The sequence below is a fragment of the Chloroflexota bacterium genome (assembly GCA_009840355.1).
Lineage (GTDB): Bacteria > Chloroflexota > Dehalococcoidia > Lucifugimonadales > JADFKI01 > Bin90.
This window is the reverse complement of record VXNZ01000005.1, coordinates 87130-102303: the sequence shown is the minus strand read 5'-3', so window position 1 is coordinate 102303 and position 15174 is coordinate 87130. Positions and strand designations below refer to the sequence as shown.

The 15174-nt window shown below is 59.1% G+C and carries 13 protein-coding genes, 1 tRNA gene and 1 pseudogene; 10 read left to right on the top strand and 5 right to left on the bottom strand.

Annotation, left to right across the window (positions count from 1 at the left end; genetic code table 11):
* Positions 1–577: 577 nt before the first annotated feature.
* The 3 genes from F4X57_01280 to F4X57_01270 are packed head-to-tail and all read left to right on the top strand — an operon-like array spanning position 578 to position 3586.
* Entirely contained in the window at positions 578–2029 is a 1452-nt protein-coding gene (locus tag F4X57_01280) for a DUF1800 domain-containing protein (GenBank protein ID MYC05806.1), read from the top strand.
* Between the two features lie 20 nt (positions 2030–2049).
* The gene (locus F4X57_01275; GenBank protein MYC05805.1) at positions 2050–3081 is read left to right on the top strand and encodes a 6-bladed beta-propeller; all 1032 of its coding nucleotides are present in this window, start codon (positions 2050–2052) and stop codon (positions 3079–3081) included.
* Positions 3074–3586, top strand: coding sequence for a YIP1 family protein (locus F4X57_01270; GenBank protein MYC05804.1), 513 nt, complete (start codon positions 3074–3076; stop codon positions 3584–3586). Before F4X57_01275 ends, F4X57_01270 begins: the two co-directional genes overlap by 8 nt.
* Positions 3587–3691: 105 nt before the next feature.
* On the opposite strand, the gene F4X57_01265 is transcribed toward F4X57_01270, so the two are convergent.
* Both F4X57_01265 and F4X57_01260 read right to left on the bottom strand, forming a co-directional pair.
* Complete coding sequence (locus tag F4X57_01265; GenBank protein MYC05803.1) at positions 3692–5251, bottom strand: hydantoinase/oxoprolinase family protein; 1560 nt, start codon at positions 5249–5251, stop codon at positions 3692–3694.
* A gap of 244 nt (positions 5252–5495) precedes the next feature.
* The gene (locus F4X57_01260; GenBank protein ID MYC05802.1) at positions 5496–6566 is read right to left on the bottom strand and encodes a DUF917 domain-containing protein; all 1071 of its coding nucleotides are present in this window, start codon (positions 6564–6566) and stop codon (positions 5496–5498) included.
* Between the two features lie 391 nt (positions 6567–6957).
* Here F4X57_01260 and F4X57_01255 point away from each other — a divergent pair, with 391 nt between their 5' ends.
* The 5 genes and pseudogenes from F4X57_01255 (at position 6958) to F4X57_01235 (ending at position 9678) form a co-directional block, all read left to right on the top strand.
* Positions 6958–7419 (top strand): DUF1801 domain-containing protein, encoded by a 462-nt coding sequence (locus F4X57_01255; GenBank protein MYC05801.1) that lies wholly within the window; start codon positions 6958–6960, stop codon positions 7417–7419.
* Positions 7420–7520: 101 nt separating this feature from the next.
* Positions 7521–7610: transfer RNA gene (locus tag F4X57_01250), tRNA-Ser, on the top strand.
* A gap of 21 nt (positions 7611–7631) precedes the next feature.
* Entirely contained in the window at positions 7632–8156 is a 525-nt protein-coding gene (locus F4X57_01245; GenBank protein MYC05800.1) for a tetratricopeptide repeat protein, read from the top strand.
* Positions 8157–8340: 184 nt separating this feature from the next.
* Positions 8341–8703, top strand: a pseudogene (locus F4X57_01240) (VOC family protein).
* 546 nt (positions 8704–9249) lie between these two features.
* Positions 9250–9678, top strand: a complete 429-nt coding sequence (locus tag F4X57_01235) for a hypothetical protein (protein ID MYC05799.1) — start codon at positions 9250–9252, stop codon at positions 9676–9678.
* Positions 9679–9850: 172 nt separating this feature from the next.
* Here F4X57_01235 and ggt read toward each other — a convergent pair whose 3' ends face one another.
* Both ggt and F4X57_01225 read right to left on the bottom strand, forming a co-directional pair.
* Entirely contained in the window at positions 9851–11446 is a 1596-nt protein-coding gene (gene ggt / locus F4X57_01230) for a gamma-glutamyltransferase (GenBank protein ID MYC05798.1), read from the bottom strand.
* Positions 11447–11451: 5 nt separating this feature from the next.
* A complete protein-coding gene (locus tag F4X57_01225) occupies positions 11452–12447 on the bottom strand; it encodes an ATP-NAD kinase (GenBank protein MYC05797.1) in 996 nt (331 codons plus the stop codon).
* A gap of 11 nt (positions 12448–12458) precedes the next feature.
* On the opposite strand from F4X57_01225, the gene F4X57_01220 reads away from it, so the two are divergent.
* Positions 12459–13586 carry an ROK family protein gene (locus F4X57_01220; GenBank protein MYC05796.1) on the top strand — a complete coding sequence of 376 codons (1128 nt, stop codon included), beginning with the start codon at positions 12459–12461 and terminating at the stop codon, positions 13584–13586.
* Positions 13576–14232 carry a GNAT family N-acetyltransferase gene (locus F4X57_01215; GenBank protein MYC05795.1) on the top strand — a complete coding sequence of 219 codons (657 nt, stop codon included), beginning with the start codon at positions 13576–13578 and terminating at the stop codon, positions 14230–14232. The genes F4X57_01220 and F4X57_01215 overlap by 11 nt, the downstream gene beginning before the upstream one ends.
* Here the strand turns inward: F4X57_01215 and F4X57_01210 are convergent.
* Entirely contained in the window at positions 14229–15146 is a 918-nt protein-coding gene (locus tag F4X57_01210) for a HEAT repeat domain-containing protein (protein MYC05794.1), read from the bottom strand. The two genes, F4X57_01215 and F4X57_01210, sit on opposite strands and share 4 nt — an antisense overlap.
* Positions 15147–15174 lie beyond the last annotated feature (28 nt).

Below are 15174 nucleotides of genomic sequence, written 5' to 3'. Positions count from 1 at the left end.
GGGCTGTTACTCTTAGTCATATATGCCAATCTCTGTGCGTGGTCTTATGGGAAGAGTATGGCTGATAGTGTTGGCAGCCGTTTCAGGAAGCTTTGAGAGGCAAGGAGGCTATCACAAGGCGGCGTGGGGGATTTTCTTGAAGTTAGTCAATCGGTGGTGCCAAACGTTGAGACCAATGGAGAGAATCTCACGCTCGATAACGCAGCCTTGCGAACGCTGGATGGCTAGGTGGAATGGATTGATGTCGTATTCGCTCGTCGCGCATCGCTCACAGGTTGGACTGACCACGCTGCGGGTAGCGGCTTGCGCCGGTGCTGTGCGCGATTAGCGAACCGTCGCCTGCGAAGTCGTGCCCTGCGCCGTCAAGCGCCAAGTGAGTGGCAGTGCCGAATCGACTGCGGTAACTTTCTTGTCTATTAGTCCGCTCAAGAGTGAGTTATGCCCACCACTAAGATGTCGCACGCCAGTTGAGAGTCCGCACATCGTTGGATATAATGAAGCCCCTTGGCGCCAACATTGCTGTTGCCAGTATAGGGCAGTGCTGAAGATACGCAAGCGTGGATTACGGAGATGCGCAATGGCTAGAAGCAATCTCGCGTTGATGGCGCACCTACTACGCCGCGCCGGATTTGGGGAAAGTCGGCAGGAACTCGAACGCTATGTCGCGCAGGGCTACGAGTCAACCGTCGAGGAACTGCTGCATCCCGAAAATGCGCCGCCCGCGCTTGAAGACGAAGACCTTATTCGGCGCTACCACATCGACCAGAACAGCCTCATCTACGTGGAGAGTTGCCAAGCCTACTGGCTCTACCGCATGATAAACACGCGCCGCCCGCTCGAAGAGAAATTGGCGCTGTTCTGGCATCACATTTTCGCCACCGGCTACACGAAGCTGAACCAGCCGAAGGCGATACTGAAGCAGGTCGAGATGTTTCGACGGCACGGGCTGGGCAGTTTCCGTGATTTGCTGGTGCATATCTCGCGCGACCCGGCGATGATTTTCTGGCTGGACAACAAGGACAATCACAAAGATGCCGTGAACGAGAACTACGGGCGCGAGATCCTTGAGTTGTTTTCGATGGGCGTGGGTAACTACACTGAAGACGATGTGCGCCAGTGCTCGCGCGCCTTCACCGGCTGGACGATACACAACGCGCCGCTGCACACCTCGCGTGTGTCGCGGGATTCGGTATGGCCATACGGAAGGCTCGACTGGCAGTTCCAGTACCGCGCAGATGATCACGATCACGGCGACAAGGCGTTCCTCGGCGCACGCGGCGATTTCGACGGTGAAGATGTTATCGACATAATCTGTGCGAACCCGGCGACCGCGCGTTTCTTGGCACGGCATCTGTACAACTTCTTCGTTGAAGACGAGGCGCAAGTCCCCGCGTGGCAAACCGTCGCACCTAAGAACGCGGACGCGGTCAACACCATCGCGGCGCATCTCATCGAGACCGACTACGATATGCGCTCCACACTGCGGATGATATTCAACTCGGACTTCTTCAAGCATTCGGCATTCCGGCGAGTCAAAAGCCCGGTTGAAATGATAGTCGGCTCGGCGCGGATAACACGCAGCTTTGGCTTCCCGGAGGTCGAAGACATCAGCCTAGGGTTTCAGTCCAACTTCATGGGGCAGCGCATTCTAGACCCGCCCAGCGTGGAGGGCTGGCACACCGGGACCGAGTGGATAAACACGGCGGGCTTGGTCAACCGCATTAACTTCGCCGTGGACCTATTCTCCGATGAGACCAAGCCGGGCGTGCGCTCCATCATCGACGGCATTCGCGCGCAAGGCAATCTATCAACGCGCGAATTCGTGGACGTCTGCCTTGAAATGATGGGCTGCATTGAGCCGTCCGCACGCACGCGCAGTGAATTGGACGAACACGCCGCGATGCTGGGCGATCTGCGCTTTGATGAAGGTCATGATGACGATTTCAATGAAGACTTCGCAGAACCGGAGCGGCGTATAATCGAGATGATGCAGCTCATTGCCGCCACGCGCGAATATCAGCTCGCATAGCAAACCCGCATAGGCGCACTATGAACTACCGTTATAGCCACCTCATCGGCTTCCTGTCCGTCAGCGGACGCGGCTTCAACAACCCGGTCGATCTCGTCGTGGGCGACGAGGACACGCTGTATGTGCTTAATCGCGCCGGATCGGATGTCGCGGAGAGGATGATTTCCAAGCGCATCAGCATCTGCACCGTGCAGGAAGACTATTACGGCGAGTTCGCGTACGGCGGCACGGAACAAGGGCAGCTGATGTGGCCTTCGGCGATGGCTATGGGCGCAGACGGCAACCTGTATGTGTCGGACGAGGCGTTGAGTCGCATTTCAATCTTTGAGACAGACGGTGGGTTCGTCGGCAGGTGGGGTAAGCGGGGCAATCTGGCAGGCGAGTTCAACCGCCCGTCCGGTATCGCGTTCGACGATGACGGCAATCTGCTGGTCGCGGACGGCATGAACCACCGCATCCAGCGATACACGGCGGACGGGCAATATCTCGGCGGTTGGGGCAGTGAAGGGACGGCAGACGGCGAATTCAGCTTTCCTTGGGGCTTGTCGGTCGATGCGCTCGGCAATGTGTTCGTTGCGGACTGGCGCAACGACCGTGTGCAGAAGTTTGATGCGGACGGCAAGCATCTTGCGACATACGGCGCGCAGGGCATAGGCAAGGTTGCGCTGAACAGGCCGTCCGGCGTAACGCTTGATGTGGCGAGTAACATCTACATCGCGGATTGGGGCAGCCATCGCGTGCGAATCATAGACCCGGACGGCAACCCGCTCGCGGATTTCCGTGGAGATGCGGGCTTGTCCAAGTGGTCGGAAGATTACTTCCGCGCCAATCCGGATGAGTTGGAAGAGCGGAGGAGGGCAGACCTTGCGCCGACTCTCGATCCATTGACGACATACGACACACGCGACGAATCCGCCAGCATTGAGAAGTACTTCTGGAGTCCAACATCGGTCAAGCTAGACGACAAAGGCAGGATGTTCGTTGTGGACAGCTGCCGCCATCGTATCCAAATCTACCAAGCAAGTGAAAGGAAGGGAAAAGCAAATGCTTAGCAGAATGATAGGCGCAGCCTTGCTGCGGTCAGAAACCTTTGAGGAAGTGGAGGCAGACTCCGGCGCCATGGTGTATGCGCTCATTGTGGTGATAATTGTCGCCATCGCCGGCGCTATCGGTAGCTTTCTATCCGAGGAGGGCGACATAGTCAGAGCTCTAATTTTCGGCATAGTATTCAGTATCGTGAGCTGGGCTGTGTGGGCGCTTGTTGCCGTGTTTGTCGGTACGAAGATACTCAAGACTGAGGATACTGAGGCAGACTGGGGACAGGTCGCGAGATGCACCGGATTCGCGCAGACTCCGGGCCTTCTCAGCATACTAGTCTTCGTTCCGGTGGTCGGCGGGTTATTCGGGGTGGTGTCGCTTGCGTGGAGAGTAGCGGCGATGGTAGTCGCAATTCGGCAGAGCCTTGACTATACATCGACCTGGGCGAGCTTTCTTCGTCATCCTAATTTCGTTCATCCCAGTGCTAATAATCAACGCAGTCGCATTCGTCGTACTTAGCTTCGCCTTATAATCATCGGCGTCCGGCAGTCCGGGCGCTTCGAGATTGCCGGACTTACTATTCCTTCCCTCATCAAGGGGAAGGAATAGTTGGGTTGAATCGAATTACGCGGTTTGCCTCAACCTGTCCGGCGCTATTGAGCCGACCGCCTTTACGCGGACGCGCGTGGCGTTGCTGGGGACGTAGGTCAGCGGCACTTCTTCGACATCGACGACTTCGATGGACGATGGCTCCGCGCCTGCGGTGACTGCCTGCCGTATCGCCGCTGCCTTGCAGTCTGCGATCGCTTCATCGCGGCTGTTGCTGCCTTCCAGTGAGTACACGCGCTCCACCTGCCCGCCGATCTGCGCTATCGCCGCGCCGATGGCGTTCGCCACCTCCGCGTGTTTGGGCCGCAGCACTTGTGACGCGCCTGCCAGCGTGTCGCTAAGCAGGATGTTCCCGCCTCCGACAAGCACCACCGGCATATCGCCCCGGCTCAGCTTCACGCGGTCAACGGCGGACTCGGCGCGCGCTTCGATTTCAGCGACGCACCGTTGCACTACGGCGCGCTTCATTCCGCCGAGCCGTCGCCAATCGCCAAGCCGCGCCCTGCCGCTTGCCACTGCTATGTCCGTCGTTGTGAGCGTGTCGCCTCCGAATACCAGCGCCCTGTCCGTCAGTCGATAGCCCACGCTTTCCGGTCCCATACGCAGCGGGTCTTCTTCCACGACAGTGCCGCCGCCGAGCGCGACCGACACCATATCCGGCGTGCGGAAGTTCGTGCGGACGCCGGATATGTCCACCGCGACCGCAGATTCACGCGGAAATCCCTTGACCAGCGCGCCCACATCGGTTGAAGTGCCGCCGATGTCCACGACAATGCCGTCCTCGATGCCGGACAGGTACGCCGCGCCACGCATGCTGTTCGTGGGACCGGACGAGACCGTTAGCACAGGGAATTGGGACGCGAAAGCGGTGTCCATCAGTGTGCCGTCATTCTGGCTCATGAACAGCGGCGCGGCAATGCCCAGCCGTTGCAACGCGCCCTCGATGCCCTTGACGGTTGACACTGCGACATCGGCAAGGCAAGCGTTCAGCACGGCGGCGTTCTCGCGTTCCAGCAGTCCCATGCGCCCGTTTTCATGCGACAGGCATACGCGCATATCCGGCGCAATCTCGCGGATGAGCGCGCCCGCCTCCTTCTCGTGCGAAGGGTCAACCGGCGAGAACACGCCACTAACCGCGATCGCCCTGACGCCTTGCTCTCGGAAGCGCTGCGCCGCATCGCATACACCATCGCGGTCGAGCGCGGCAATCTCGCGCCCGTCGAATTCGTTGCCGCCGCCAACCATGCAGCTTAATCCGCCCATCGCGTTCTTCAGGTCGTCATCCCAGTCAACAAGCGGCGGCAGCAGTTGAGTCGCGGGCAGCGCAAGACGTATCACGCCGGTCGGACACAAGCCCTTGTGCTCAAGCAGCGCGTTTGTGAAGTGTGTTGTGCCAACCATCACCGCAGCCACGCGCTCACTGTCGATGCCCTGTCGCAGCAGCTCGCTGATGGCGTCCACGATGCCCGATGTTACATCCTCGCTCGTCGGCACTTTCGCGGCGGCGCGAAGCTCCTGCCCGTCCATCAGCACGGCGTCAGTATTCGTGCCGCCTACATCCACTCCCAAGAACATTGCGCTTGCCTTACATACTTACATTCGTTACGGGCATTACGGGTTCATTTCGCAGTCCATCCATGCCCATCCAGTAGCGAAGAGACGCGTACAAATCGATTTATCCCCACCCGCAATATGCTTCCAAGAAAAATGGGACAAGGGGAACGGCATAATTACGCAGTGTTTAAGTCTAAAAGCAGTGCTGATGGATTGCGCTGACAGCGTACAGCTTCAAGTCTTACAGTTGCATTACACCGTTGAATCACACCGTCAGGGGTGAGTACTCGGCGTCGTAGCCGAATGCCTTCGGACCTGCCACCGCCAAACCCTCGGGCGTGGTCCACAGCGTCGGCGCGGGAAATCCGAGAATCGTAACGCGCAATCCGTAGCGCATCAACTCGGTGGTAACCGGCTCGCCGCCGTCTGTCGCAACGGCGCAAATTAGGTCGGGCACGATGCAAACAATCTCGCCGTTCAGCCGCGCGATAAGGTTCTCGTTCTGGAAGTCGATAACCATTTGCCCGTCCGCGAAGTCGTCCAGCCCGTCGATGGTAACCGACCCGCGCGCGAACCCTGCGGTGGTGCGCCGTTCGATGTCAACGACCTTGCCGGAGAACAGCACCTTGCCCGGGCAGGTGGCGAGTATTGCGGCGATCGGGTCGCCGCCGTTGTCACGCGCTTGCTCTACGGCACTGCCTAGCTCGCGTGCCAGGGTCAGCGAATTCGGGATCGCCGTGCGCCGCACCTGCTCCGCGGACATAGGCGCGACGGCATAGCACGCCACGCAGCCCATCTGTATCGTGGTGGCGCGCGCCAGCCGCTCTGCCCAGTGCGGCGTAATCGTGTCGCGGATTATGACCGAGTTGCCCTTCTCGTCTGCGACCGCCATCGGGCAGCAGGGTACGCCATAGACGAAGAATGTCTTCATCTGAAACTCCGGGAAGGCGCGTCCCATACCGTCGGCATCTACTACGGGCAGCCCTGCCATCGCAGCCGGTATCAGCGGTTCGACCGAGTTGCTGCCGCCAATTTCGTTGGAAATCAGCGCGGTCGCCTGCTCGCCGGTGTACTCTTCGATGGCGCGGAGTGCGTGGTAGGACTGCAAGTCGCGCACCTTTTCGATGCCCACGGTCGGCGCGCCAATGCCGCCCACACAGACCACGCGCGCATCGTCCGGCAGTTCGTCCGGCGACAGCACGCTAACGGGACCCCACTCACGGATCGCCTGCCGCGCGCGCAGTCGCCCGATATACGGATTGCCGCCGCCACCCGTGCCCAATATACCCGCGCCGGTGGCGATGTGCGCCAAATCGTCCTCTGTAACCTGCCACATACTTTCGAATCCTTGCCGAAGTAGTCTCAATTAAGCTACAAAAAGTGTATTTGAGGGTGAGGTGAGTGTCAAATTACTTGGGTCGATAAGACGATTTCATAAGTGCAATTTATGCCTGTCATTTCGGGCGAAGCGAGAAATCTAAAGTTGGACACTGGTGTGCATGCAACGATCCCTGCCTTCGCAGGGACATGCTTTATATTCCTCACTGCGTTCGGAATGACAAAGACAGCACGGAATGACAACATTAAGGATTTGTGAATTCGTCCTACATCGATAGGCAGGATGGGCAGGATGGTGAAATGACTCCCAATTCGGCACATGATTTTGCTGGAACGCTGTGAATCTCTATGCTAGTCTCATTGCGAACTGCTGTAGAAGAGGTGCGAACATGGCGCGAAGCAGTGCGGCGACAGTGGAAGAATACCTAGACGAACTCGAACCGGACAGGCGCGAGCAGATGAAGGTCGTCCGTGATGTCGTCCTAGACAGCCTGCCGGACGGATATAGCGAGGCGATGAACTGGGGCATGATTTCGTGGGAAATACCGCTTGAGCGCTATCCGACGACATACAACAGGCAGCCGCTGATGTATGCCGCGCTCGCGTCGCAGAAGAACTATATGTCGCTGTATCTGATGTGTGTGTACGCTCACGACGGCGCAAATGACGAATTCGAGCGGCGCTACAAGGCGACCGGCAAGAAGTTGAATATGGGCAAGTCTTGCGTGCGCTTCAAGACCACTGACGACCTGCCGATGGACCTGATTGCCGAGACGATAGCATCCACGTCGGTGGAGGCGTACATCGCCGGCTACGAGGCGTCCCGAAAGAAGACGCGCAAGAAGAAGTAGCGGTCCCTGCTATTTTCGCCGTATCCGTCGCAAAACCTTGAAGTATTCTCGCGCAAGCAAGATAATGTTCTATAATCCCGACGGTTTGTCCCATCACGCGCGGAGAGGTGCTGGAGTGGACGAACAGGCACGACTGGAAATCGTGTGTACCTTTATCGGTACCAAGGGTTCGAATCCCTTCCTCTCCGCCATTCCACCGGCACGGCGCTAACATGTCTATGAACTGGAAGAACGACCCCAACTTGAGCGCGATGAGCGACAATGACCACCTGACGCAGGTCGCGCACAGCTTGACTGACGCGATTCACGACAATCCGGAAGACGCCCGCGCGTGGTTCTTGCGCGGCAACGCATACCTAGACCGCGGCGCGAACGACTTCGCAGCGAGCGACTATTCCAAGGTCATCGAGCTTACTCCCGACGACTCCGTAGCGTACAACAATCGTGGCATCGCGTTTCGCAACAGTGGGCTGACAGACCTAGCCATCGCCGACTATACGAAGGCACTTGAACTAGACGCCGACTACCGGGACGCCCACAACAACCTAGGAATGGCGCTTTCCGACAAAGAAGAATACGAGCAAGCCATCGTCCATTTCACGCGCGCCATCGAACTCGATCCCAACTACTGGTACGCTTACAACAACCGAGGCATGGCGCTCTGGGCGACCGGACGCCGCGACGACGGCATCCGCGACTACGAGCGCGCCAAGCGGCTCGCCACCGAACGTCGGTAGCGTTCATTTCCCCTCACTTCCTTGCCTTTCCCTCGCCTTCACCTGTCCCTGTGAGACATTGCGCAAAATTGCGTAATAATCGCCCAGTACCTACTTGACGCGAACACTTATTCGTTCTAAACTTGTTCTATCAATTGTGCTAATGCGCATATAACTTGACGGAACGATGGAACAAGGAGGAACAATGGCAAATCCAGTAGTGCATTTCGAGATTGCGGGTCCGGACGGCCCAGCGTTAAAGCAGTATTACAGCGACTTGTTCGGCTGGGAAGTACAGGACTCCGGGCCGGATATGGGCAACTACGGCTTGGTGTCGGCTGCGCATGGCGGTATCGGCGGCGGCATCATGGAGACCACCGACGACATGGGCGGCATGGACAACTTCGTTACCTTCTACATTGAGGTTGACGACCTTCAAGCGGCGGTGGACAAGATTGGCGAAAGCGGCGGTTCGACAATCATGCCACCGATGGAGATTGCGCCGGGAGTCGGCTCCGTGGCGATGTTCTTAGATCCCGCGCAGAACGCGATCGGCCTGTACGCGCAATCGCCCGATTGGGATGGAGTGATGCCGCCGAAAGTTGATGCGCCGCCGGTCGTGCATTTTGAACTCGGCGGCAGCGACGCGGCGGCGCTCGAAGACTTTTACATCAAGAATTTCGGCTGGCAGATTAATGCCGTGGATATGCCCGATGGCATGTCGTATCGCCTAGTACAGCAAGCCGGTGAATACGGCATTGGCGGTGGCATATTCCAGCACATGGAAGGCATGCCACCGAACGTGCCTGGCATCGCAATAGGCGTGGACGACTTGCAGGGTTATCTCGACAAGGCAGTCAGCCTAGGAGGAACTGCGCTGATGCAGCCCGGCGAGATACCGGGCGGATTTGGCTCAATCGCAATCTTCAACGACATCGCTGGCAATCGTATTTCCCTATACGCGCCGCCGGCGGATAACCAATAGTCAAATTTAGGCACATAATATAGTTCCCCCCAATTAAATCGTTGCTCTGTCGTCGTCGCATCCCTTACACGACGGCGGCAGGGTAACGACATTGCGTTGGGCGAACTCTCGCATTGAAAGGAAGCAGAAATGGTCAGGCACTTCGCCAGCATCGCAGAGGTCGTCGAAGACATGGGCGCCGCAGTGTATTTCTACCGAGACGTGCTGGGCTTAGAGGTTGAAGTCCACAACGAAGGATATGCTAATGTAACCGTCGCCGGAATGCTGCACTTCGGCATCTGGTCGCGCGAAGAAGCGGCAAAAGCCACCTACGGAAGCGCAGAAGCCGCTGTCCGAGTGCCGCTCGGCTACACCGTCGGCTTTGAAGTGGACAACGCCGCCGCAACCGAAGAACGCCTCTCATCCGCTGGCATCGAAGTAGTGCAGCCCACCAAGACCGAACCCTGGGGGCAAGTAACCAGCCGCTTCACATCGCCCAGTGGTGCTCTATGCGAAGTCGCAGAAACACCCTGGGCGCGTAGAATCACGCAGCCGATAGTAGCCGGAGCGGAAGAGTAGAGACGATTTCACAACTGCAATTCATACCTGTCATTTCGAGCGATGCGAGAAATCTAAAGTCGGAAACAGGTTTGCATGCAACGAATTCAGTCTCCTCACTGCGTTCGGAATGACAAGAACAGCGCGGAATGACAACAGTAGGGATTTGCCAAATCGTCTCGTCTATTGTCAGTTACCATCCAACGGCACACCCGTCGTTGCGCGGCTCGCTGCCGCCGGTCAGTGCGCCGGTCTCCGCGTCTCGGGCGATAACTTGCCCTCCGCCAAAGTAGAGAGGATGCGAGTCGGTGATGACGATGCGGTGTCCGCGCCCTCGCAAGTCGTCAGCGATATTGTCGGCGATGCGTGGCTCTAGGCCGACTTCGCCCTCTAAGGGGCGGTAGCTGAATCGTGGTGAATCTAGGGCTTCCTGCGGTGACATGCCGAAGTCGATTAGGTTGCTCAGAACCTGAATCTGTCCCTGCGCTTGCTGCACTGTGCCCATCACGCCGTAGCTGAGCCATAGTTCGCCGTCTCGCGTTGCCATGCCCGGAATCAGCGTATGGAATGGGCGCTTGTTAGGCGCCAGCACGTTGGGATGGGTGGGGTCTAGCGAGAACGATGCGCCTCTGCTGTGTAGTGCGATTCCTGTGCCCGGCACTACCAACCCTGTGCCAAAGTCGGAAAAGACGCTGTTGATAAGCGAGCAGGCGTTGCCCGCACCGTCGATGCAGGTGATATACACCGTGTCGCCGTCCTGTCGTCGCAGCCCGACCGGCACGTCGTCCATCGCTCGGTCGCCGTGAATACTCTTGCGCCGCTCGCCCGCGTACCACTTGGATGTCAGCATGCCGATGTCCGCGCGCATGTGCGCCGGGTCGGTGATGTGGTACATGCCGTCCGTAAGCGCGAGCCTCGCGGTTTCTATCAGGTGATGGTGTCTGTCGGCGGACTGCGCCCCCATCGCGCCGATGTCGAATCCCTCGGCAATGTTCAACGCCAGCAGCACATTTACGCCCTGATTGTTAGGTGGGCATTGCCAGACATCCACGCCTCTGTAATTCGTGGTTATCGGCTCTTCCCAGCTTGGCGTGTGCGCTGCCATATCTTCCGCGCTCAGCCAACCGCCGCGCTCTTGCACGAATGCCGTGATGCGCTCCGCCGTATGCCCGCGATAGAACGCGTCCGAGCCGCCATACGCAATCGTGCGCAGCGTGTCGGCGAGCGTGGGCATCGCCATCACCTCGCCAGCGCGCGGCGCTCTGCCCCGCATAAGCAGTTCTTCGCCCGCATGGTTCTGTTTCAGTCGCGATTCCGCGCCAGCCCATTGAAAGGAGACCATCTCAGACACGGGGTAGCCGTTTTGCGCGTAGTCGATTGCCGGTCGCAGAACATCGGACATCTCCATATTGCCAAACCTGTCCAGCAGCGCTTGCCAGCCGCTGACTGCGCCGGGTACCGTGACCGCATACGGGCTGTTGTCCGGGATGCTATCGTATCCCGCTGAGCGCAAGGCATCTGCGTCAGCGTCGGACGACGATCGCCCGCTTGCGTTCAGCGCGTACAGCTTGCGCGCCTCCGCGCTCCACACCAGCGCGAACACATCTCCGCCTACGCCGGTAGAGAACGGCTCAACGACATTCAGCGTCGCCGCTGCCGCCACCGCCGCGTCCACCGCCGAGCCGCCGCTCATCAGCATCCGCAGCCCCGCCATCGCCGCTAACGGCTGGCTGGTCGCTACCATCCCGTTCAGCGCTCTCACATTCGAGCGCCGCGAATCGAACTTCATTCTGCTCACTCCAGTGTCTGTTTCGTCCTGAATACGCCACCGATAGCAGCCGCTCGCAATGTCGGCTCGATGAGCACTACGCGCGGTCCCTTGTCGCTCAGCCGCACAGAGGCATCCTGTCCCGGTCGCAATGTGAACGCGCGCTCGCCGTCCAGCGCGACGGTGCAAGGTCGCAGTTCGATGTACACGCACTCGCCGAAATCAATCGCCCGCCAATCTCGGATTCCGACGGGAATTATCATGCCCGGCGCGACCGGTGCTGCCACGCCTTCGCCGCCATCGCCAAGTCTTATGTGCAGCCCTTGCGGATCGGTGAGCGACAGCGGCATCAACTGCGCGCCGATCGCTGACAGTCCTATGCTAGCAGGCTCTGCGCGCGCGAGAAAAAGCTCGTCCACCGTGCCCATATCCCAGATGGCGCGCGCGCCGACGAACCGTTCCTTGGAAATTGCCACATCCACAAGCGCGATGTCCGCGAGTTCGCCGTCCACATGCACTTCGAGCCGCTTGCTGCGCGCCGTCGCGTCTTTGAGCGGCACGAGTCCTTGGGCGACCAATCCTGCCGCAATGCCGGCGAGTGTGCCTTCCGTCATCACCGGAAAGACATTGTTCGTTCCCGTGGACACTGGCACTAGCGGCACATCTCCGCATCCTTTTGCCACCGACTGGTTCGTGCCGTCGCCGCCCAGCGTGATGATGCATCTCACGCCCATCTCCGCCATCAGGCTCGCCGCGCGCACAGAGTCTCGCGCCGCGTTGAACACAATCATATCCACGAATTCGACATCGAGATTGTACTTGCCGCCGTCCAGCGCGCCGTTGCCCAGACGCGCCATGTCGGGCATCATCAGCACACGTTCGACGCCCACGGCGTCCAGCCCGGCGAGTATCCGCTTCAGGATGTTCACCTTTTCCTGATTCGGCACGAACCTGCCCTGCGCAACCAGCCTGCGAATATCCTTGCCCGCTGCCGGATTCGCTATTATTCCTACGCTCGCCAATTGTCCCTCACATGCAGTCTCGATTCAGTCCCCATTCGGTACGACGGCTTCAACTTTGCAGGTATCTCGCCATTCGGACCGTTCCCGGCACTACGACTTTAGAATACCTAGATTGCCCGAATGACAAGGAAACTGCGACGAGTGCTATACTAACACTTCGCACGCTGATAGGGGGAATATCAATGGCTGAATACGCTCTGGTCGCCGATGTGGGAGGTACGCGAACCCGCGCTGCCCTCGTAAGCAGGTCCGGCGAAATCACCGCGCACCACTCCACCGACACGATGCCGCAGCGTGGCAGGGACGCTGTGATGAGCAAACTAGCCGCCGCTTTGGAGCATGTCGCGTCAGCCAAGCCTGCGCAAATCGTAGGTGTGGGGCTGTCGCTCGCGAGTCCGGTTGAACCCGGCACCGGCGTGATGTACAACCCGCCTAATCTCGGTCCTGAGTGGGATATGTACACGCCTATCCCATACCTATCAGAGCGCATGTCGCTGCCGGTGTTCGCGGGTAACGACGCCACGCTCGGCGCGGCTGGCGAGCACGCATACGGCGCGGGCAGGGGATGCAGCAACATGGTGTATATGACTGTCAGCACCGGCATCGGCGGCGGGGTCATCATCAACGACAAGCTGTACACAGGCACGCATGGCTTCGGTGGCGAGATCGGGCACATGACCATCGACCAGAACGGCGCACTCTGCAACTGCGGTAATGTCGGCTGCTTGGAATCGCTGGCGTCCGGCACGGCGCTGGCGGTCAGAGCGCGCAATTGGCTTCGCGCGGGAGCGCACAGCGATATTTTGGACATGTCCGGCGGCGACATCGACGCAGTGAACGGGCGAACTATCGCGGAGGCTGCCAGGGAAGGCGACGCCGTGGCGCTGTCCCTGATGGAAGGGATTGCCGGGCATCTGGCGACGGGCGTCATTAACCTGATGCACATCTTTGATCCGGAAGTAATCGTTATAGGCGGTGGAGTAGGGCAGAATCTTGATATGTTCATGCCCGTCATAGAATCCGAAGTCAAGCGTCGCGCGATGGCGCACTTCAAGGGCGCTGTGCCAGTCGCGCCGTCCCAACTCGGCGATGATGTGAGCCTGTTTGGCGCGGCTGCGCTGGTGTTTGATGCGGTTTGATGCCGCTGCCTTAATTCACGTCTATGTCTCATGCGCTATGCAGGCCGGTGCCAGACTTGGGCACGTGACGCTGCTTTCTCTTGTTAATACTATCGCACAAAGGCAGGAACGTATCATGACAGTTCGCATACGGCAGGCAGTACTCGCCGATGCGCCCGGCATAGCTAAAGTGCATGTCGATTCGTGGCGAACGACATACGCCGGAATCGTGTCGGACGAATATCTGGCAAGCCTTTCGTACGGCGCGCGGCAAAAGGTGTGGGAAAATGTCCTAGGTGCGGACAAGCCCTACAACTGCATAATTGTCGGGGTGACACTTGACGGCGCAATCGTGGGATTCGCGCATGCCGGACCTGAACGCGAAGGCGAAACAGGATACGATGCGGAGTTGTATGCAATATACCTGTTGCAAGAGCATCAAGGCGGAGGTGTTGGGCGACTTCTTACCATTGCGGTGGCGCGGGGTGTGTTGGATGCCGGTATGACTTCGATGATGCTGTGGGTGTTGGAGGATAACTACAACGCCAGGCGATTCTACGAAGGGTTGGGCGGCGCAGCGGTTGACAGGAAGTGCGTGCAAATTGGCGATGTGGTACTTGTCGAAGTCGCCTACGGTTGGAACGACATTGAGCGGCTCGTTGGCTAAAACCCGAGTCCCAGCGGGTCTTCATCGAACTCTAGGTTTTCGAGCGCTTCTGCTGCGGCTTCTGTGAGCGCGTCCTCGCCCACATCCAAGGCACGGCGCAATGCGCGCTTTGCCGTCGGGCCGCCTATGTTGCCCAACGCGATGGCGGCGGCACACTGGACTTCAATGTCTTCATCGCCGATGAGCGCCGCAATCTGCGGTATTGTGGATTCCTCGCCCAGCAGACCGCACGCATTCGCCGCTTCGTATCGTATCGCCGGGTCCGCCGCATTCGTCTCGCTGAGCGCAATCGGCAGCCACACACTGTTGGAGCTGCGACCCATCGCGTATATCGCGGACTGCCGCATCGCAGAGTCTTCGCTTTCGTACGCCGCCCGTACAATCGCCGAAGTCTCATCCGTGTCGAAGCTGCCCACCGCTTCAATAGCCCGTCGGCGCACATCGCGCGCTTCGTCGCGATTGGCAATGACCGCGAGCAGGGCATCCCGGACGCGCTGACTATCCCGCGACATCAGCTTGCCTTGTTGCGCCAAGTCTGCATATTTTGACAGCGAGATCGCCGCCGCCGCCCGCACATTCTCGGAAGGGTCGCCGCTTAGCAGTCCGATAAGCGGCCGGATGAGCGCGCGGTCGTCCGTTTCCAGCAAGCCGCGAGTCGCCTGTTCGCGCACGATTTCGCATTCGTCCGACAGGCACACGCGGAAGATCGCGCTGAAGTCTAGCTCAAGATTATCCTCGCTGAGTTCAGTCAGCGCCGCAAGCACTTCTCGCCTGCGCTCTCTACCCACGCCGCGCCACAGCCTTCGGAAATCGCGCGCGTCGTCCCGCGTCAGGCTCGACAACTGAAGCAAGCCCGAACGCTTCACAGGGCTTGATTCGTCGCTGAGTTCCGCTATGTATGAATCGAGTGTCATCGCTGGCAATCTCCTAGTCGTGGGCGCC

Excerpts from the sequence above, each read along its gene's own strand:
- F4X57_01210 (MYC05794.1), bottom strand. The coding sequence starts at position 15,146 with ATGACACTCGATTCATACATAGCGGAACTCAGCGACGAATCAAGCCCT.
- F4X57_01235 (MYC05799.1), top strand. The coding sequence starts at position 9,250 with ATGGTCAGGCACTTCGCCAGCATCGCAGAGGTCGTCGAAGACATGGGC.
- F4X57_01275 (MYC05805.1), top strand. The coding sequence starts at position 2,050 with ATGAACTACCGTTATAGCCACCTCATCGGCTTCCTGTCCGTCAGCGGA.
- F4X57_01260 (MYC05802.1), bottom strand. The coding sequence starts at position 6,566 with ATGTGGCAGGTTACAGAGGACGATTTGGCGCACATCGCCACCGGCGCG.
- F4X57_01245 (MYC05800.1), top strand. The coding sequence starts at position 7,632 with ATGTCTATGAACTGGAAGAACGACCCCAACTTGAGCGCGATGAGCGAC.
- F4X57_01220 (MYC05796.1), top strand. The coding sequence starts at position 12,459 with ATGCAGTCTCGATTCAGTCCCCATTCGGTACGACGGCTTCAACTTTGC.
- ggt (MYC05798.1), bottom strand. The coding sequence starts at position 11,446 with ATGAAGTTCGATTCGCGGCGCTCGAATGTGAGAGCGCTGAACGGGATG.
- F4X57_01265 (MYC05803.1), bottom strand. The coding sequence starts at position 5,251 with ATGTTCTTGGGAGTGGATGTAGGCGGCACGAATACTGACGCCGTGCTG.
- F4X57_01280 (MYC05806.1), top strand. The coding sequence starts at position 578 with ATGGCTAGAAGCAATCTCGCGTTGATGGCGCACCTACTACGCCGCGCC.
- F4X57_01270 (MYC05804.1), top strand. The coding sequence starts at position 3,074 with ATGCTTAGCAGAATGATAGGCGCAGCCTTGCTGCGGTCAGAAACCTTT.
- F4X57_01215 (MYC05795.1), top strand. The coding sequence starts at position 13,576 with ATGCGGTTTGATGCCGCTGCCTTAATTCACGTCTATGTCTCATGCGCT.
- F4X57_01255 (MYC05801.1), top strand. The coding sequence starts at position 6,958 with ATGGCGCGAAGCAGTGCGGCGACAGTGGAAGAATACCTAGACGAACTC.